Genomic DNA, 18,313 nt, shown 5'->3' on the forward strand with positions numbered 1-18,313 from the left:
TTCATGATGCAACGAGGGATAGTCTGGATTGTCGATGACGATAGCTCCATCCGTTGGGTGCTTGAACGCGCACTGACCGGCGCAGGTTTAACATGCGCCACCTTTGATAATGGGAATCAAGCCTTAAGTGCACTGGCAACCCAAACACCGGATGTCCTGCTTTCCGATATCCGCATGCCCGGCATGGATGGTCTGGCATTGCTTCAGCAGATAAAGCAACGCCATCCGATGCTGCCGGTCATTATCATGACTGCACATTCCGATCTTGATGCGGCAGTCAGCGCCTATCAGCAAGGTGCGTTTGATTATCTACCCAAACCTTTTGATATTGATGAAGCTGTCGCGCTGGTGGAGAGGGCCATCAGCCACTACATGGAACAACAACAACCCGTTCGTAGTCAGCCCATTAGCGGACCAACAGCAGATATTATCGGCGAAGCTCCGGCCATGCAGGATGTATTTCGTATTATTGGCCGCCTTTCCCGATCATCTATCAGCGTTCTGATTAATGGTGAGTCAGGAACCGGTAAAGAACTGGTCGCTCACGCGCTGCATCGCCATAGCCCTCGCACCAAGGCTCCATTTATTGCTCTGAACATGGCCGCTATCCCTAAAGATCTCATTGAATCTGAGCTTTTTGGTCATGAAAAAGGCGCGTTTACTGGCGCCAACCAGATTCGGCAAGGTCGTTTTGAGCAGGCTGATGGTGGGACACTGTTTCTCGACGAAATTGGTGACATGCCACTGGATGTACAGACCCGTCTACTGCGCGTACTGGCCGATGGACAATTCTATCGCGTTGGAGGTTACGCCGCTGTAAAGGTGGATGTCCGCATTATTGCCGCCACCCACCAAAATCTGGAGTTGCGGGTACAGGAAGGCAAGTTCCGTGAGGATCTATTCCACCGTTTAAATGTTATTCGTGTCCATTTACCTCCATTGCGCGAACGCCGGGAAGATATTCCCCGGCTAGCCCGCTATTTCCTGCAAGCCACAGCCAAGGAGCTTGGTGTTGAGCCTAAAAATCTTCATCCGGAAACAGAAGCAGCGCTGACCCGCTTACCCTGGGGGGGTAACGTGCGCCAGTTGGAGAATACCTGTCGCTGGCTTACCGTTATGGCTGCTGGCCAAGAAGTCTTGATTCAGGATCTGCCGCCAGAATTATTTGAAACTACCGCGCCAGATTCCACTGTGCATGTGTTACCTGATAGTTGGGCCACGTTGTTGGCACAATGGGCTGACAGGGCATTACGTTCCGGTCATCAAAACCTGTTGGCAGAAGCCCAACCTGAAATGGAGAGAACGCTGCTAACCACCGCACTGCGTCATACTCAAGGTCACAAACAGGAAGCGGCTCGTTTGTTGGGATGGGGTCGAAACACTCTCACCCGGAAACTCAAAGAGCTGGGAATGGAATGACCATTATTGCCACGTTTTATTGTGCCAAAATGAATCAGTTCAACTGGTGATAAAAAGTACAATACAACGCACGAAATTGTTGGTAATTTGTACTTTACATGGTTCATACCCGCAGTATGATCGTGTCGCTGACAGGAGAGGGGAACCATGCTGGAATCACTTATTCACATAGTGACACATGGCGCAGAAATCAGCAGTACGGTAGGCAATACACCGGAAACTGCCATTGCTGCTGTTCTATGTGCCGCGCTGATCAATTTCTTTAGCTAGCAGACAAGTAAGTTAAGGATATAACGTAAAAACAGCCTTTAGCGGCTGTTTTTTGTTTTAAATAACCCGAGAAAATTGCTGCGTTCGCATCTTGTTACGCAGATAAGTATCAAAGCACATACAGATATTGCGGATCAGCAACCGTCCTCTCGCCGTAACAGTGATACCTTGTTCCTGGATTTCTACCAAGCCATCTTCCGCCATGGGTGCCAACAAACGTAAATCGTCAGCAAAATAGGTACTAAAATTGATACCGAACTCTGTTTCAATGACTGCATAACTCAACTGGAAATTGCAAATCAGCGTTTTAATCACATCACGACGGATACAATCGTCTCGGGTCAATGTCAAACCACGCCACAGCGCATTACCCGTCTGTTTCACTTGTGAATAGTAGAGCTTCAGCTCTTTCTGGTTCTGAGCATAACTATCGCCCATCATGCTAATAGCCGAAACTCCCATGCCAAGCAAGTCGGTATTCCCCTGCGTGGTATAACCCTGAAAATTACGGTGTAGTACGCCTTCCCGCTGGGCAATTGCTAATTCATCGTCTGGTCGGGCAAAGTGATCCATACCGATGAACTGGTAGCCTGAGCTGGTCAGGGTTTCTATGGTTTGCTGAAGAATATCCAACTTCTGCTCAGCACTGGGCAGATCAGATTCTTTAATTTTACGTTGAGCAGCAAATAAGTCCGGTAGATGCGCATAATTAAAAACACTGAGTCGGTGTGGATTCAGTTCGATAACACGCAGTAACGTAAAAGCAAAACTTTCTGGAGTTTGTTTAGGTAATCCGTAAATCAAATCAATATTGGTGGAAGAAAAACCCAACGCTTTGGCTCGATTGATTAGGGCAAAAATAAAGGACTCATCCTGCTCACGGTTCACCAACCGCTGAACATCCTTATTGAAATCCTGAACGCCCATACTCAGGCGATTAAAACCTTCGCTATACAGATGATCCAGAATATCCAGTTCAATTTCACGTGGATCAATTTCCAGCGATATTTCTGCCTGCTCAGAAAATGCAAATTGCTCTCTCAGCAATCCCATCAGCCTGCTAATCTGATTTTTATTCAGATAAGTTGGTGTGCCTCCGCCCCAGTGCATCTGTGTAACCGTGCGGCCAGCAAACAACTTCGCACGATGTCGGATTTCTTGTTCCAATACATCCAGATACTCATCTGCTTTATGCAACTGGCGAGTCACTAGTTTATTGCAACCGCAGAAATAACACAGACGATGGCAAAAAGGGATGTGCAGATACAGTGACAATGGCCGTTGAGGATAACGCTTAGTGGCTCGTTGAAAAGCGGATTCATCGTAACTTTCGCTAAATTCCAGCGCCGTGGGATATGAGGTGTAGCGTGGCCCAGAATAATTATATTTTTGTATCAGGGCCAAATCCCAGTCAATCGTCTGCTCAAACATACAGCTCACTCCTTTCGGTATCGTTTACTGCGCGATTGTCTTTGCGGCATTAACCGCCGTTTGGAAAAAACTGCCGCATGCAGCCGATGTTTCCGTTTTGACAGGCACCACAGTTTAACTAACAGACTCAGCAAAAAACATGTAGTCAGAAAGGTTATAAGTAGAAATAGTCCTTTTATCATTAATTATCTTTCGGGTTATTACGCTTAAGTAGCTGAAGCATATCCTCTTCCGGCTCCTCTTCGTCGTCATCCCCTAGCTCAATCCCTAATAGCTCCATCAATATGTCGATGCGGTCCAGTTTCTCATCAACCCAGGATTGATCTTTCGCGCTGAGTGTTTCACCTTTTTCCAAACGATCCAGCAGATCATCCAGACGCGAATCATTTTCCAACATGCCTAATTCTTCTTCCGGAGAAAGCTTCTCCAACTTTTCAGCCTTTGGTGCTACCACCTTCATTGGTGCAGCAGTATTGGCAATTAACGATACCGGTTTTTTGCTGCCAATGCGTGGATCGACTATCTTACTCTGACCAGATGATTTGCTGGCGTTACTACCTTCCTGAGTACGGTTACCAGAAGTATGACCTCGATGCTTTTTCTGGCGCTTACGTTCGCGGGCTTCGATATTCAATTCTTCACGACTTTTTCTCTTTATTTTTGGCTTGGTGGATTTATCACCCGGCCCTTTAACTGGCTGTTTCATAGCTTCGCTCTCAAATTCTGAAATACATATAATGTAGGAGATTGCGGCGGAATCTAGCAGAAAGTGTATCAATAAAACAGTATTCAACTTCATTGAAGATACTTTTCTTCTCTCAACTCATTTCACCTACTGGCGTAAATGAACCAGTACGGATAAACACCGTCTTTTATTGTCAGTTACAGGTATAATCTTCACCTATTATTGATCCAGACAGAGACGAAGATTGTGACCCACCAATATAACTACCATGTGACCCGTTTCGTCATCAGTGCCCCTGATATCCGCCATCTGCCCGCCGATAGCGGTATTGAAGTCGCCTTTGCTGGACGCTCAAATGCCGGTAAGTCCAGTGCACTCAACACATTAACCAATCAGAAAAACCTGGCCCGTACCAGCAAAACCCCAGGTCGGACTCAATTGATTAATCTATTTGAAGTAACCGAAGATGTGCGCCTGGTCGATCTACCCGGTTACGGCTATGCCGAAGTGCCGGAAGAAATGAAACGAAAATGGCAGAACGCTCTGGGTGAATATCTGCAAAAGCGTAACTGCCTGAAGGGATTAGTGGTATTGATGGATATCCGCCACCCACTGAAAGATCTCGATCAACAAATGCTGGAGTGGGCTGCTACTGTCCATCTTCCGGTTTTAGTGTTACTGACCAAAGCCGATAAACTGGCTTCTGGAGCCCGCAAATCACAGTTAACAATGGTACGAGAAGCCGTATTGCCGTTTATGAGCGATATCCAAGTGGAAACTTTCTCTTCCCTGAAGAAAACAGGTGTAGATAAATTACGTGAGAAATTAGATAGCTGGTTCAGCACATTGGACTCTGCGACAGAAGAAATACCAGCCGAATAATACTGATTGTTGCCAGTAGATGGCGTTAGCGACATTTTCTGGCAAAAGGCGATAGCATCTGCATCTACTACATTACCACTATCGCCCGCTATTCCACATAATTCCCATAAAAAACGCCCCGGTCAGAAAACTGACCGGGGCGGCTAACATTCAGCCAAATCCGATTACGTGAAGTAAAAGGTCTGAAAGATAGAACATCTTACCTCTGTACCCTACGCCTCTAACTCTACCCTATTTTTTCACTGGAACAAAGGATTTTTTGTTGTTTAATTTCATAAAAAGTGACTACCATTTAAACAAAACCAAACTTGATCACACTATCCTGTAGCTTAATTACATAAAGACCACATTTTTACGATGTAACCGTTTAATACAAAACTATACAAGAAGCAATGCTGTACGCTTTGTCATCAAGCTCTGTATAAACAAACAACATCAGCAATGCAGGTTAATGCGCCTGATCCCAGTTTTGACCAGTACCAACAGCTACCAGCAACGGCACGTCTAATTGCATACTCCCTTCCATCAGCGCTTTAATTTGCTGCCTGGCCACGTCCAATACGGAATCATGCACCTCAAAAACCAGTTCATCATGGACCTGCATTATCATTTTGATTAACGGTTCTTCCTGCTGCTGTAACCAATCGTCAATCGCGATCATCGCTTTTTTAATAATATCCGCAGCGGTCCCTTGCATAGGCGCGTTAATCGCCGCTCGTTCAGCCGCTTTACGGCCCATAGCGTTACGGGAGTGAATATCCGGTAAATAGAGACGTCGACCGTCCAGCGTCGACACATATCCTTGTGCGGCCGCCTGCTGACGTGTCCGTTCCATATAATGCTGTACACCTGGATAACGCTCGAAGTAAAGATCCATGTAACGCTGAGATTCTTTACGCGGAATATTTAGCTGGCGCGATAACCCAAAGGCACTCATACCATAAATCAAACCAAAGTTAATTGCCTTGGCACTTCGCCGCTGTTCGCTGGTGACATTATCAAGTGGGATACCGAACACCTCAGAGGCCGTTGCGCGGTGAATATCCTTACCTTCTGCAAATGCTTTAAGTAATCCAGCATCCTTAGAAAGGTGCGCCATAATCCGCAACTCAATCTGCGAGTAGTCCGCCGCCATAATGCTGTATCCTTTCGGCGCAATAAATGCCTGACGAATACGACGACCTTCATCATTACGGACTGGAATATTCTGCAAGTTAGGGTCACTGGAAGACAAACGTCCCGTTGCTGTTACTGCCTGATGATAAGAGGTATGTACTCGTTTAGTTAGCGGGTTAATCATCAACGGTAATTTATCGGTATAAGTGGATTTCAGTTTTGCCAGCCCACGATGTTCCAAAAGAAGCTTTGGCAAAGGGTAGTCCAGCGCTAACTCAGCCAACACTTCTTCATTGGTGGAAGGTGCGCCCTTCGGGGTTTTTTTGATAACCGGCAGTTGCAGTTTTTCATAAAGAATAGCGCCTAATTGTTTGGGGGAAGATAAATTAAATTCCTCTCCTGCAAGCTCATACGCTTTCACTTCCAACTCCGCCAGGCGTTGTGTCAGTTCCCGCGAATGCTCTGCCAGAATAGTGGTATCAATCAGCACCCCAGTGCGTTCCATCCGGGATAACACCGGCACCAGTGGCATATCTATATCCTGAAAAACTTTGCGCAATTCAGGTTGTTGCTTCAGCTGTTCCCATAGTTTCTGGTGCAGATGCAAAGTGACGTCAGCATCCTCAGCAGCATAGGGTGCAGCCTGTTCCAATGCAATCTGATTGAAAGTTAGCTGGTTTTTCCCTTTTCCGGCAACTTCTTCAAAACTAATAGTTTTGTGGTTCAAATAACGCGCAGACAGGCTGTCCATATCATGACGGCCAGCAACACTATCCAACACATAGGATTCCAGCATGGTATCAAAAGCAATACCGCGTAGCTCAATACCATGGCGCATCATCACACCCTTATCAAACTTTAGATTCTGACCAATCTTCAGTAAGCTGGCATCTTCCAGCAGCGGTTTGAGTGCGGCCAATACCTTTGTACGATCGAGCTGTTCAGGTGCATCCAGATAGTCGTGAGCCAAGGGCAGATATGCAGCCTCACCCGGTTTAATCGCGAATGACATCCCTACCAGGTTAGCGGCAAGGGTGTCCAGGCTGTCTGTTTCCGTATCAAAAGCAAACACCTCAGAGCTCTTTAAACGCGTTATCCAGTCCTGTAAGGTTTTTTCATCCAGAATAGTGACGTAATTGTCTCGAGACAGAACGCTTACTTTTTCTTCTTGCGTCTTTTCTTCCATCTTTTTTATTACTGCCGGCACGGCCTGGTTGCTTTTTTTATCCTGTAACCATGTTCCGGATTCAATATCAATTAACCAACGCTTAAACTCGTAATGACCAAACAGATCTCTCAGTTCAACAACATTTGGCTCATTAACAGTTAATTGATCGCAATTCAATTCAAGTTCAACATCCGTTTTGATAGTGGCCAATTTATAGGAGAGATAGGCGATCTCTTTGTGCTGTTCCAGCTTGGCCGCTATGGTTTTCGCCCCACGAAAAGACAAACCAGCAATTTTATCCAGATTTTCATACAGTGAATCCAATCCGCCCAATCCTTGTAACAACGCCTGCGCGGTCTTTTCACCGATCCCGGGTACGCCAGGAATGTTATCGGAAGAGTCTCCCATCAGGGCAAGAAAATCGATAATCAACTCTGGAGGAATACCATATTTATTGCACACTTCTTCAGGACCAAGAATACTATTGGTCATCGTATTGATCAGCGTGATATTGGATGTAACCAACTGAGCCATATCTTTATCACCGGTACTAATCAATACCGGTATACCGGCTCGTTCTGCTTGTAAAGAAAGAGTGCCGATAACATCATCTGCCTCTACACCAGAAACCACCAACAAAGGTAACCCCATTGCCGTCACCATACGGTGTAAAGGCTCTATCTGTTCGCGCAGATCGTCTGGCATCGGAGGACGGTGAGATTTGTAATCTTCAAATAGTTCATCACGAAACGTTTTACCTTTAGCATCAAACACCACCGCCACATGGCTGGGATGATACTGGAGTAATAAGCTTCGCAGCATGTTAAGTACACCATACATCGCCCCAGTAGGTTCACCTGCGCTATTGGTTAACGGGGGAAAAGCATGATAAGCACGATATAAATAGGATGAACCATCCACCAGAATCAAAGGGTTTTCAGTAATCTGAGCCATAATTTGTAGCGATCATTGTTTTTTGTCATGGGGTTAAGCATGCCATAGGTGACGGCAAGAAACGAATGTTAACGCGTTATTGTGAAGATTTTTGCATAATACTTCGCAAATCAAAGCTGTGGATAAGTTTGTGAATAGAAAATGAGTAAATAATTTCACAGTACATTATTAGTTCTAGTTATATTAATTAATGATTTAAAATCAATAAATTAAAAACAATACTCAGATTACGTGTGAGGGAATTATTTTTGTGGATATATATATAAAATCAAATAGACAGATGTGAATAAAAATGTTTTTTGGATATAACTGCGGTGTTAAAAATAAATAACGGCCATACCAGGTTCAACGGTGTGACCGTTATAATTAAGATTATTTTTTGGTGAGCAAATATTTCACTACATCGGCATATTGCTTCACGTAAATATCCATTGAACTGGTATCCAGCCCGTCATTTTTTATCATGTATTTGCCATTAACAAATATGGATGGGACACCACGTAGCTGTAAATCTGCGGCCGCTTTTTCCTGTTGGACAACCAAAGATTTCACCACAAAGCTATTTAATGCACTGTCATACTCTTCCCCTGTTACACCGGCATCGATGAAAACCTGACGAATATCTTCCGGCTTCTCTACGGTTTGAGTTTTTTGAACAGCATCAAACATCAGTGGGCTAATCTTATCCTCTATACCCAAGGCAATAGCAACAGCCCAGGCTTTAGTCAATTCTTTTCCTAAAGGCCCTAGAAAATCAACGTGGTATCTAGTGATTTTGATACCGGCTGGCAGCTCTTTTTGTATTGCATCAGGAATATGATAAATCCGAGCAAACTGATAACAATGCGGACAATAAAACGAAAAAAACTCCAGAACCTGCGGCTCCTGAGTTTCCGGCCTATCCAGCGTAACATATTGCTTGCCATTACTAAAATCAGCAGCTGATGCACTAAATGCCATTATGACACCAATCAGTAAAAGCCATATTTTCTTCATATCAGTTTTCTCTCTATTTAATAACTTCAGTACATCGTCATCAGTTGCAAAGGTGGTTCCTGCAACAGTTTAACCTGCTCAGTAAAGGTAATTACCTGTTTTGACCAAAAATCAGCGTCCTTCATCCACGGAAAGCTCCGGGGAAAAGCAGGATCTAGCCAACGACGGGCCACCCAGGCCAAATAATGAACCATTCGCATCGCTCGTAATGGCTCAATAAGCGCAAGTTCTGTTTCATCAAAAGACGCAAATTCGCTATAAGCCTCTAGCAGAATATCCAACTGAATACGCTGTTCACGACGTTCACCATGCAAGAGCATCCATAGATCCTGAATGGCCGGTCCATTTCGTGCATCATCAAGATCCACAAACAATGGCCCATCGCGCCATAGAATATTTCCTGGATGGCAGTCTCCATGCAGACGCTTGGCTACCCAGTCAGTACGCCAGTACCGCTTTACCTCATTGATTAAACGATCGGTCGCCAGCAGAAACACGTCACGCAGAGCAGCTGGAATAAGAGGGCATTGTGCCAACGTATTACGTGGTTCATACAAATATTCATCCAAACCAATAGTCGGACGTACTTTAAACAGTGATTTATTCCCGATTTGATGGATACGCCCTAAATAACGACCAACGCCTTCCAGTTGCTCATCATTATCCATTTCGTATTGCCGCCCACCAATGCTTGGAAAAACCGTAAAAAAGAAGCCTTCATGTTCATTAAGCATCTTTTCCTGCAAAGACAATGGTGCAACAACAGGGATGTCATCCTCAGCTAACTCACAAGCGAATGCATGCTCTTCAGTAATTTGCTCAGCCTTCCAGCGTTGAGGGCGGTAAAACTTCACAACGTACCGTTTTCTGTTCTCATCGCTGAATTGGTATACTCTGTTTTCATAGCTATTTAGCGCGGTTAAACCAGAGTCAACTCGCACCCCAACAGACCACAACGCATCCATGATCAAATCAGGAGATAGTGTCTGAAAATTAAAAACTGAATCGCTTATCACTGCCATTTTAGGGGACTCAACTCCGATCAATAAACAAAATGGGATAAATACCCCGATATATCAATCCTTAATAACGCCACGGGCTCGCAGTAATGCCGTTTTGAAATCAGCCTCATAATCCTTCTGCAAACCAGGAATAGGCTGCGTTTCGTTCGTGTCACGCATCTTTAAATGATAAATAAGGATATCATCAGTGAGATCGCTAAGCGCCCCCTCAAACCCGGCTTCATGTGCAAGTTTTTGTAAAAATTGCACAAGATTCATATCCGGCTCTTTTTGCCAGGCCGGATGCAACAATTCGATTAACTCATTTACACGATGACATTTCATAGTGGACTCCTGAAGATTAAACCGTCAAAAATAGTAAGTCTTAGTAGTATGAAGAAAGCACTTGGCCTTTAGCCATACTTTTTCGAAAATAACACATCATTTACTTATAGGCTGAGCAACATGATCACAGGTGTCATTCTGGCCGGGGGCCAGGCAATCCGCATGGGGGGGAAAGACAAAGGGCTAATGGAGCTTGATGGCAAACCTTTGTATCAACTTGTTCTCTCTCGATTAGCACCGCAAGTTGATAAAATAATTATCAACGCTAATCGTAATCAGGTTATTTATCAGCAAAGCGGGTATCCGGTTGTCAATGATATAAACAAAAATTATGCAGGTCCTTTGGCCGGTGTACTGACTGGCTTGGTAACAGTGAAAACGGAGTGGGTGATATTTGTCCCTTGTGACGTTCCGGCTTTACCACTGGATTTGGTCTCACGCCTTTGGCAAGGTCGTGGAGATAAAAAAGCAGCCTATGCAACTGATGGCAACCGTGCGCACCCTACATTACTGCTAATCCATACCAATCTCGCATCAGCCCTTGATGAATATCTGGCAAAGGGTGATCGTAAGTTAATGTTGTTCCTTAATAAAATAGACGCCCAATCTGTTTCTTTTTCTGATCAGCCTCAGGCTTTTCGTAATTTCAATACCACCGATGACCTGCAACTGTGGCATAAGGATCGTTATGATATTTAAACATCCTCCGTTATTGGCTTTTGCTGCTTACAGTGGCACGGGGAAGACAACGCTGCTTAAACAACTTATCCCATTGCTGAAAAACTCAGGTATACGTGTGGGCCTTATTAAACACACTCATCATAATATGGACATCGATACCCCGGGAAAAGATAGCTATGAATTGCGTAAAGCAGGAGCAGAGCAAACGCTCGTCGCCAATACCGAGCGCTGGGCATTAATGACAGAAACACCGAAACAACAAGAACCAGATCTACATTATCTAGCCAGTCGAATGGATACATCAACGTTGGATTTGATTCTGGTTGAGGGTTTCAAACAAGAGAAGATAGACAAAATAGTTCTGTTTCGCCGTGCAATAAATCGATCTTTTACCGATATTATCGATAGTTTTACTCTCGCGGTAGCCAGTGACGAAAAACTGAATACCACGCTCCCTCTGCTTGATATTAACCAGCCAACACATATTGCCAGTTTTATTTCCCACTGGCTTGAAGCAAAAAAGAATAATTAACACTAAAACCCACAATATCCACTGAAGGTTTGCCGTTATTTGATACTGACCCGGCGACAGCATGCTGGGCAGATATCCCACCGCGCATGCCGGCTGCATCAACACTACCAACGTGAAAAAGCCCTCTGCTTTCACAGAGGGCTTCGTCTTGTTGAATGCCTGGCAGTTCCCTACTCTCACATGGGGAGACCCCACACTACCATCGGCGCTACGGCGTTTCACTGCTGAGTTCGGCATGGGGTCAGGTGGGACCACCGCGCTATCGCCGCCAGGCAAATTCTGTTTCATTCCGACCGTCACACTTCCGCGCAACCATCAGAACCAATCTCGGAACATCACTGAAAATATATCGTCTCTCTTCCAAAACACCTTCGGTGTTGTAAGGTTAAGCCTCTCGGGTCATTAGTACTGGTCAGCTCAACGCATCGCTGCGCTTACACACCCAGCCTATCAACGTCTTCGTCTTAAACGTCCCTTCAGGGGCCTTTAAGGCCCAGGGAAGACTCATCTCGGGGCAAGTTTCCCGCTTAGATGCTTTCAGCGGTTATCTCTTCCGCACGTAGCTACCGGGCAATGCAATTGGCATCACAACCCGTACACCAGTGGTGCGTTCACTCCGGTCCTCTCGTACTAGGAGCAACCCCCCTCAATCTTCCAACGCCCACGGCAGATAGGGACCGAACTGTCTCACGACGTTCTAAACCCAGCTCGCGTACCACTTTAAATGGCGAACAGCCATACCCTTGGGACCTACTTCAGCCCCAGGATGTGATGAGCCGACATCGAGGTGCCAAACACCGCCGTCGATATGAACTCTTGGGCGGTATCAGCCTGTTATCCCCGGAGTACCTTTTATCCGTTGAGCGATGGCCCTTCCATTCAGAACCACCGGATCACTAAGACCTGCTTTCGCACCTGCTCGAGCCGTCACTCTCGCAGTCAAGCTAGCTTATGCCTTTGCACTAACCTCCTGATGTCCGACCAGGATTAGCTAACCTTCGTACTCCTCCGTTACTCTTTGGGAGGAGACCGCCCCAGTCAAACTACCCACCAGACACTGTCCGCAACCCGGTTCACGGGCCCACGTTAGAACATCAAACATTAAAGGGTGGTATTTCAAGGTTGGCTCCACGCAGACTGGCGTCCACGCTTCAAAGCCTCCCACCTATCCTACACATCAAGGCTCAAGGTTCAGTGTCAAGCTATAGTAAAGGTTCACGGGGTCTTTCCGTCTTGCCGCGGGTACACTGCATCTTCACAGCGAGTTCAATTTCACTGAGTCTCGGGTGGAGACAGCCTGGCCATCATTACGCCATTCGTGCAGGTCGGAACTTACCCGACAAGGAATTTCGCTACCTTAGGACCGTTATAGTTACGGCCGCCGTTTACCGGGGCTTCGATCAAGAGCTTCGCCTTGCGGCTTACCCCATCAATTAACCTTCCGGCACCGGGCAGGCGTCACACCGTATACGTCCACTTTCGTGTTTGCACAGTGCTGTGTTTTTAGTAAACAGTTGCAGCCAGCTGGTATCTGCGACTGCGCAACGCTCCATCCGCAAGGGACTTCACCTCGCACAGCGTGCCTTCTCCCGAAGTTACGGCACCATTTTGCCTAGTTCCTTCACCCGAGTTCTCTCAAGCGCCTGAGTATTCTCTACCTGACCACCTGTGTCGGTTTGGGGTACGATTCGATGTTACCTGGAGCTTAGGGGCTTTTCCTGGAAGCGTGGCATTTGTCACTTCGACACCGTAGTGCCTCGTCATCACGCCTCGGCGTTGACAGCGCTCCGGATTTGCCTGGAGCACCCACCTACACGCTTAAACCGGGACAACCGTCGCCCGGCCAACATAGCCTTCTCCGTCCCCCCTTCGCAGTAACACCCAGTACAGGAATATTAACCTGTTTCCCATCGACTACGCCTTTCGGCCTCGCCTTAGGGGTCGACTCACCCTGCCCCGATTAACGTTGGACAGGAACCCTTGGTCTTCCGGCGTGCGGGTTTTTCACCCGCATTATCGTTACTTATGTCAGCATTCGCACTTCTGATACCTCCAGCAATCCTCACAGACCACCTTCAACGGCTTACAGAACGCTCCCCTACCCAACGGACATATCCTTAAGTCAACTCGACGTAATGAACGCTTTGACGTCGCGGCGCTCCGTCAATCGGTTTTCGCATAATTGTCTTAAGTGATATGTCCGCTGCCGCAGCTTCGGTGCATGGTTTAGCCCCGTTACATCTTCCGCGCAGGCCGACTCGACCAGTGAGCTATTACGCTTTCTTTAAATGATGGCTGCTTCTAAGCCAACATCCTGGCTGTCTGGGCCTTCCCACATCGTTTCCCACTTAACCATGACTTTGGGACCTTAGCTGGCGGTCTGGGTTGTTTCCCTCTTCACGACGGACGTTAGCACCCGCCGTGTGTCTCCCGTGATAACATTCTTCGGTATTCGTAGTTTGCATCGAGTTGGTAAGCCGGGATGGCCCCCTAGTCGAAACAGTGCTCTACCCCCGAAGATGACTTCACGAGGCGCTACCTAAATAGCTTTCGGGGAGAACCAGCTATCTCCCGGTTTGATTGGCCTTTCACCCCCAGCCACAAGTCATCCGCTAATTTTTCAACATTAGTCGGTTCGGTCCTCCAGTTAGTGTTACCCAACCTTCAACCTGCCCATGGCTAGATCACCGGGTTTCGGGTCTATACCTTGCAACTTGACGCCCAGTTAAGACTCGGTTTCCCTGCGGCTCCCCTATTCGGTTAACCTTGCTACAAAATATAAGTCGCTGACCCATTATACAAAAGGTACGCAGTCACCCCACCCCAAAGCACTCACCGCTTGTCTTGTGTGTTGGGCGTCGCAAAAGACGCGCCGCCACCGCGATGCTGCTGTTGCGGTGCCTTCATCACCAGAGAATGCTTTGGTGGTGGGGCTCCCACTGCTTGTACGTACACGGTTTCAGGTTCTGTTTCACTCCCCTCGCCGGGGTTCTTTTCGCCTTTCCCTCACGGTACTGGTTCACTATCGGTCAGTCAGGAGTATTTAGCCTTGGAGGATGGTCCCCCCATCTTCAGACAGGATATCTCGTGTCCCGCCCTACTCGTCGAACTCACAGCAAGCGCATCTTTGTGTACGGGACTATCACCCTGTACCGTGCGACTTTCCAGACGCTTCCACTGATGCACAAACTGATTCTGGTTCTGGGCTCTTCCCCGTTCGCTCGCCGCTACTGGGGGAATCTCGGTTGATTTCTTTTCCTCGGGGTACTGAGATGTTTCAGTTCCCCCGGTTCGCCTCATGTCACTATGGATTCATGACATGATAGTGTGTCGAAACACACTGGGTTTCCCCATTCGGGTATCGTCGGGTATAACGGTTCATATCACCTTGCCGACGCTTTTCGCAGATTAGCACGCCCTTCATCGCCTCTGACTGCCTAGGCATCCACCGTGTACGCTTAGTCGCTTAACCTCACAACCCGAAGGTGTCTTTTTCAAAAGAGCAAGACCACCTCGCGCTGCGATTATTTGAGAGACTCTGATACAGCCAACTCCCGCCATCAAGGCAGGTTTCGCTGTATCGTTTCAATTTTCAGCTTGTTCCAGATTGTTAAAGAGCAAATAACATAAACCTGACTATCGCTAATCAGCTTTAGGTTATCGTTGACCGTGCCTTTCACCCACTGTCATTTTTGGCGTCCCCTAGGGGATTCGAACCCCTGTTACCGCCGTGAAAGGGCGGTGTCCTAGGCCTCTAGACGAAGGGGACACATCATGTCGGCTTCGCTGACGCGCGCTCTGTTTTCATCAGACAATCTGTGTGAGCACTTCACACAACGGCTATCTTTGGTAAGGAGGTGATCCAACCGCAGGTTCCCCTACGGTTACCTTGTTACGACTTCACCCCAGTCATGAATCACAAAGTGGTAAGCGCCCTCCCGAAGGTTAAGCTACCTACTTCTTTTGCAACCCACTCCCATGGTGTGACGGGCGGTGTGTACAAGGCCCGGGAACGTATTCACCGTAGCATTCTGATCTACGATTACTAGCGATTCCGACTTCATGGAGTCGAGTTGCAGACTCCAATCCGGACTACGACGCACTTTATGAGGTCCGCTTGCCCTCGCGAGTTCGCTTCTCTTTGTATGCGCCATTGTAGCACGTGTGTAGCCCTACTCGTAAGGGCCATGATGACTTGACGTCATCCCCACCTTCCTCCGGTTTATCACCGGCAGTCTCCCTTGAGTTCCCGCCATTACGCGCTGGCAACAAAGGATAAGGGTTGCGCTCGTTGCGGGACTTAACCCAACATTTCACAACACGAGCTGACGACAGCCATGCAGCACCTGTCTCTCAGTTCCCGAAGGCACAAGTCTGTCTCCAGTCTCTTCTGAGGATGTCAAGAGTAGGTAAGGTTCTTCGCGTTGCATCGAATTAAACCACATGCTCCACCGCTTGTGCGGGCCCCCGTCAATTCATTTGAGTTTTAACCTTGCGGCCGTACTCCCCAGGCGGTCGACTTAACGCGTTAGCTCCGAAAGCCACGGCTCAAGGCCACAACCTTCAAGTCGACATCGTTTACAGCGTGGACTACCAGGGTATCTAATCCTGTTTGCTCCCCACGCTTTCGCACCTGAGCGTCAGTCTTCGTCCAGGGGGCCGCCTTCGCCACCGGTATTCCTCCAGATCTCTACGCATTTCACCGCTACACCTGGAATTCTACCCCCCTCTACGAGACTCTAGTCTGTCAGTTTTGAATGCAGTTCCCAGGTTAAGCCCGGGGATTTCACATCCAACTTAACAGACCGCCTGCGTGCGCTTTACGCCCAGTCATTCCGATTAACGCTTGCACCCTCCGTATTACCGCGGCTGCTGGCACGGAGTTAGCCGGTGCTTCTTCTGCGGGTAACGTCAATGAAACACTCTATTAAAGCGCTCCCCTTCCTCCCCGCTGAAAGTACTTTACAACCCGAAGGCCTTCTTCATACACGCGGCATGGCTGCATCAGGGTTTCCCCCATTGTGCAATATTCCCCACTGCTGCCTCCCGTAGGAGTCTGGACCGTGTCTCAGTTCCAGTGTGGCTGGTCATCCTCTCAGACCAGCTAGAGATCGTCGCCTAGGTGAGCCATTACCTCACCTACCAGCTAATCCCATCTGGGTTCATCCAATGGCGTGAGGCCCGAAGGTCCCCCACTTTGGTCTTGCGACGTCATGCGGTATTAGCTACCGTTTCCAGTAGTTATCCCCCTCCATCAGGCAGATCCCCAGACATTACTCACCCGTCCGCCGCTCGCCGGCGGGGAAGCAAGCTTCCCCCCGCTGCCGCTCGACTTGCATGTGTTAGGCCTGCCGCCAGCGTTCAATCTGAGCCATGATCAAACTCTTCAATTTAAGATTTGTTTGATATGCTTCCGAAGAAGCGATGCTCAAAGAATTTATAACTGTTTATTCGTAATGAATTTACTGTCAGTCACTCTTCAAGTCTTTTCGTATTGATTACGATAGGGTCCTGTGAGTGCCCACACAGATTGTCTGATTATATTGTTAAAGAGCGTTCGCCGCGGCACCGCCGCTGACGTGAGGTCGCGTATACTACGCTATCCTCTTGCAGAGTCAACGAATAATTCGTTTTTCCCGGCCTGACTCTGCGTTGTGTTGTTCACCAGCGCCGGGTCAGTGGAGGCGCATTATAGGCACTTCTCCTGGCCTGACAAGGGGTAATTGCAAAAAAAATCACAAGTGCGTTTTTTTTCACCGATACGCGGGAATAAACCACGTTATGCTGATCTTTTCAGTGCTTATAGCGGAGTATATGAGGAGAATGACTTACCGTTTACCAACGGATTCTCGAACTATCAATTCTGGTGTAAGAACCAGGACATTCGGCTCAGTATCAGGATGTTCCAACCGATGTAGTAGCGTATCTATCGCCAGTTCACCCAGCTCATCCTTTGGCTGATGAATCGTCGTCAAAGGCGGTGACATATAACGGGCCAGTTCAATATCATCATATCCTACGACAGACATATCATCAGGAACAGAGAGCCCCGCCTGATACAAAGCATGGTAAACACCAACAGCCATTGCATCATTACTGGTAAATACGGCATCAGGTCGATCTTTTAACAACAGCAGTTTCTGCATAGCGCGAAAGCCAGTTTCGAACTCAAAATCACCAACTACCACATAATCATCAAAAACGGATAATCCTGCCTGATTCATCGCATTGCGATACCCCACAAGTCGGTTATAGGCGGTTGTCTTATCTTGTGGCCCGGCAATGCAGGCTATTTTCTGGTAGCCTTGCGAAATAAGATAGTTTGTTGCCATCTCTCCACCCTGTAGAGAGTTGTCCTTAATGACGTCACTGCTCCCTTCAAAAGGTGCCCAATCCATCATCACTGTAGGTATTGACGGGTAGCGGCGAAGAATATCCGGTGACGGCATATGACTTTCAGTGCACATAAGCAGTAATCCATCGACCCGCTTTTGTAGCAATGTTTCCAAACTGCGGCTCATGCGGTCATGATCACCTTCGGTATTACATAGAATCAGACTATATCCGCGTTCATAACAACAACGCTCTACGCCACGCACTACTTCAGCATAAAACGGGTTGCTACTGGCGGTGAGTAACATTCCGATAGTTCTGGTCTGATTGATCTTAAGGCTGCGAGCCACCGCCGACGGCGCATAATTCAACTGATCGACCACATTCATCACTTTGTTACGAATTGCATCGCTGACAAAGCGATTGTTATTGATAACGTGGGAAACTGTTGAAGTCGAGACCCCAGCAAGACGGGCAACATCTTTCATTGTGGTCAAAGA

Annotated in this window: 13 protein-coding genes, 1 tRNA gene and 3 rRNA genes; 5 read left to right on the forward strand and 12 right to left on the reverse strand. The window is 47.4% G+C overall.

Annotated elements, in window-relative coordinates; genetic code table 11:
* Window positions 1-6: 6 nt before the first annotated feature.
* Window positions 7-1,419: a nitrogen regulation protein NR(I) gene (glnG, locus tag RS889_RS23180; protein ID WP_021013794.1), complete on the forward strand. Its 1,413-nt coding sequence runs from the start codon at window positions 7-9 to the stop codon at window positions 1,417-1,419.
* A gap of 147 nt (window positions 1,420-1,566) precedes the next feature.
* Window positions 1,567-1,689: a YshB family small membrane protein gene (locus tag RS889_RS23185; protein WP_021013793.1), complete on the forward strand. Its 123-nt coding sequence runs from the start codon at window positions 1,567-1,569 to the stop codon at window positions 1,687-1,689.
* 57 nt (window positions 1,690-1,746) lie between these two features.
* Here the strand turns inward: RS889_RS23185 and hemN are convergent, their stop codons facing one another.
* Together hemN and yihI are read right to left on the reverse strand one after the other, a co-directional pair.
* Window positions 1,747-3,120, reverse strand: a complete 1,374-nt coding sequence (hemN, locus tag RS889_RS23190; protein WP_315708843.1) for an oxygen-independent coproporphyrinogen III oxidase — start codon at window positions 3,118-3,120, stop codon at window positions 1,747-1,749.
* Window positions 3,121-3,301: 181 nt separating this feature from the next.
* The gene (gene yihI, locus RS889_RS23195; RefSeq protein WP_021013791.1) at window positions 3,302-3,826 is read right to left on the reverse strand and encodes a Der GTPase-activating protein YihI; all 525 of its coding nucleotides are present in this window, start codon (window positions 3,824-3,826) and stop codon (window positions 3,302-3,304) included.
* Between the two features lie 225 nt (window positions 3,827-4,051).
* Here yihI and yihA point away from each other — a divergent pair, with 225 nt between their 5' ends.
* Window positions 4,052-4,687 (forward strand): ribosome biogenesis GTP-binding protein YihA/YsxC, encoded by a 636-nt coding sequence (gene yihA / locus RS889_RS23200; protein WP_021013790.1) that lies wholly within the window; start codon window positions 4,052-4,054, stop codon window positions 4,685-4,687.
* A 150-nt stretch (window positions 4,688-4,837) separates the two neighbouring features.
* Here the strand turns inward: yihA and spfP are convergent, their stop codons facing one another.
* The 5 genes from spfP to RS889_RS23220 form a co-directional block, all read right to left on the reverse strand.
* A complete protein-coding gene (spfP, locus tag RS889_RS23935) occupies window positions 4,838-4,885 on the reverse strand; it encodes a small protein SpfP (protein ID WP_071892919.1) in 48 nt (15 codons plus the stop codon).
* A gap of 250 nt (window positions 4,886-5,135) precedes the next feature.
* Window positions 5,136-7,925, reverse strand: coding sequence for a DNA polymerase I (gene polA, locus RS889_RS23205; RefSeq protein WP_315708844.1), 2,790 nt, complete (start codon window positions 7,923-7,925; stop codon window positions 5,136-5,138).
* A gap of 372 nt (window positions 7,926-8,297) precedes the next feature.
* Complete coding sequence (gene dsbA / locus RS889_RS23210; protein ID WP_315708845.1) at window positions 8,298-8,921, reverse strand: thiol:disulfide interchange protein DsbA; 624 nt, start codon at window positions 8,919-8,921, stop codon at window positions 8,298-8,300.
* Window positions 8,922-8,947: 26 nt separating this feature from the next.
* On the reverse strand, window positions 8,948-9,934 hold the full coding sequence (locus RS889_RS23215) for a serine/threonine protein kinase (protein WP_037380986.1): 987 nt from the start codon (window positions 9,932-9,934) through the stop codon (window positions 8,948-8,950).
* Window positions 9,935-9,997: 63 nt separating this feature from the next.
* Window positions 9,998-10,267 carry a YihD family protein gene (locus tag RS889_RS23220; protein ID WP_021013786.1) on the reverse strand — a complete coding sequence of 90 codons (270 nt, stop codon included), beginning with the start codon at window positions 10,265-10,267 and terminating at the stop codon, window positions 9,998-10,000.
* A gap of 120 nt (window positions 10,268-10,387) precedes the next feature.
* Here RS889_RS23220 and mobA point away from each other — a divergent pair, with 120 nt between their 5' ends.
* Window positions 10,388-10,966, forward strand: a complete 579-nt coding sequence (gene mobA, locus RS889_RS23225; protein WP_315708846.1) for a molybdenum cofactor guanylyltransferase MobA — start codon at window positions 10,388-10,390, stop codon at window positions 10,964-10,966.
* Window positions 10,956-11,480 (forward strand): molybdopterin-guanine dinucleotide biosynthesis protein MobB, encoded by a 525-nt coding sequence (mobB, locus tag RS889_RS23230; protein WP_315708847.1) that lies wholly within the window; start codon window positions 10,956-10,958, stop codon window positions 11,478-11,480. Before mobA ends, mobB begins: the two co-directional genes overlap by 11 nt.
* A gap of 157 nt (window positions 11,481-11,637) precedes the next feature.
* On the opposite strand, the gene rrf is transcribed toward mobB, so the two are convergent.
* The 5 genes from rrf to rbsR all read right to left on the reverse strand — a co-directional run bounded on the left by rrf (window position 11,638) and on the right by rbsR (window position 18,310).
* Window positions 11,638-11,753, reverse strand: a 5S ribosomal RNA gene (rrf, locus tag RS889_RS23235).
* Window positions 11,754-11,861: 108 nt separating this feature from the next.
* Window positions 11,862-14,952 (reverse strand): 23S ribosomal RNA (locus RS889_RS23240).
* A 221-nt stretch (window positions 14,953-15,173) separates the two neighbouring features.
* Window positions 15,174-15,249 (reverse strand) — tRNA-Glu (locus RS889_RS23245).
* A gap of 81 nt (window positions 15,250-15,330) precedes the next feature.
* Window positions 15,331-16,873, reverse strand: a 16S ribosomal RNA gene (locus tag RS889_RS23250).
* Together the 16S, 23S and 5S rRNA genes with 1 tRNA gene alongside form the textbook arrangement of a ribosomal RNA operon.
* A gap of 435 nt (window positions 16,874-17,308) precedes the next feature.
* A complete protein-coding gene (gene rbsR / locus RS889_RS23255; RefSeq protein WP_425475101.1) occupies window positions 17,309-18,310 on the reverse strand; it encodes a ribose operon transcriptional repressor RbsR in 1,002 nt (333 codons plus the stop codon).
* Between the last annotated feature and the right edge of the window lie 3 nt (window positions 18,311-18,313).

Origin of the sequence: Brenneria uluponensis, from assembly GCF_032395385.1 — a bacterium.
In the GTDB taxonomy this organism is placed as follows: Bacteria; Pseudomonadota; Gammaproteobacteria; order Enterobacterales; family Enterobacteriaceae; genus Prodigiosinella; species Prodigiosinella aquatilis.

What these genes read in the sequence shown, in the direction of transcription:
- glnG (WP_021013794.1), top strand. Translation starts at nt 7, where the DNA reads ATGCAACGAGGGATAGTCTGGATTGTCGATGACGATAGCTCCATCCGT.
- dsbA (WP_315708845.1), bottom strand. Translation starts at nt 8,921, where the DNA reads ATGAAGAAAATATGGCTTTTACTGATTGGTGTCATAATGGCATTTAGT.
- mobB (WP_315708847.1), top strand. Translation starts at nt 10,956, where the DNA reads ATGATATTTAAACATCCTCCGTTATTGGCTTTTGCTGCTTACAGTGGC.
- hemN (WP_315708843.1), bottom strand. Translation starts at nt 3,120, where the DNA reads ATGTTTGAGCAGACGATTGACTGGGATTTGGCCCTGATACAAAAATAT.
- yihI (WP_021013791.1), bottom strand. Translation starts at nt 3,826, where the DNA reads ATGAAACAGCCAGTTAAAGGGCCGGGTGATAAATCCACCAAGCCAAAA.
- RS889_RS23185 (WP_021013793.1), top strand. Translation starts at nt 1,567, where the DNA reads ATGCTGGAATCACTTATTCACATAGTGACACATGGCGCAGAAATCAGC.
- mobA (WP_315708846.1), top strand. Translation starts at nt 10,388, where the DNA reads ATGATCACAGGTGTCATTCTGGCCGGGGGCCAGGCAATCCGCATGGGG.
- polA (WP_315708844.1), bottom strand. Translation starts at nt 7,925, where the DNA reads ATGGCTCAGATTACTGAAAACCCTTTGATTCTGGTGGATGGTTCATCC.
- RS889_RS23220 (WP_021013786.1), bottom strand. Translation starts at nt 10,267, where the DNA reads ATGAAATGTCATCGTGTAAATGAGTTAATCGAATTGTTGCATCCGGCC.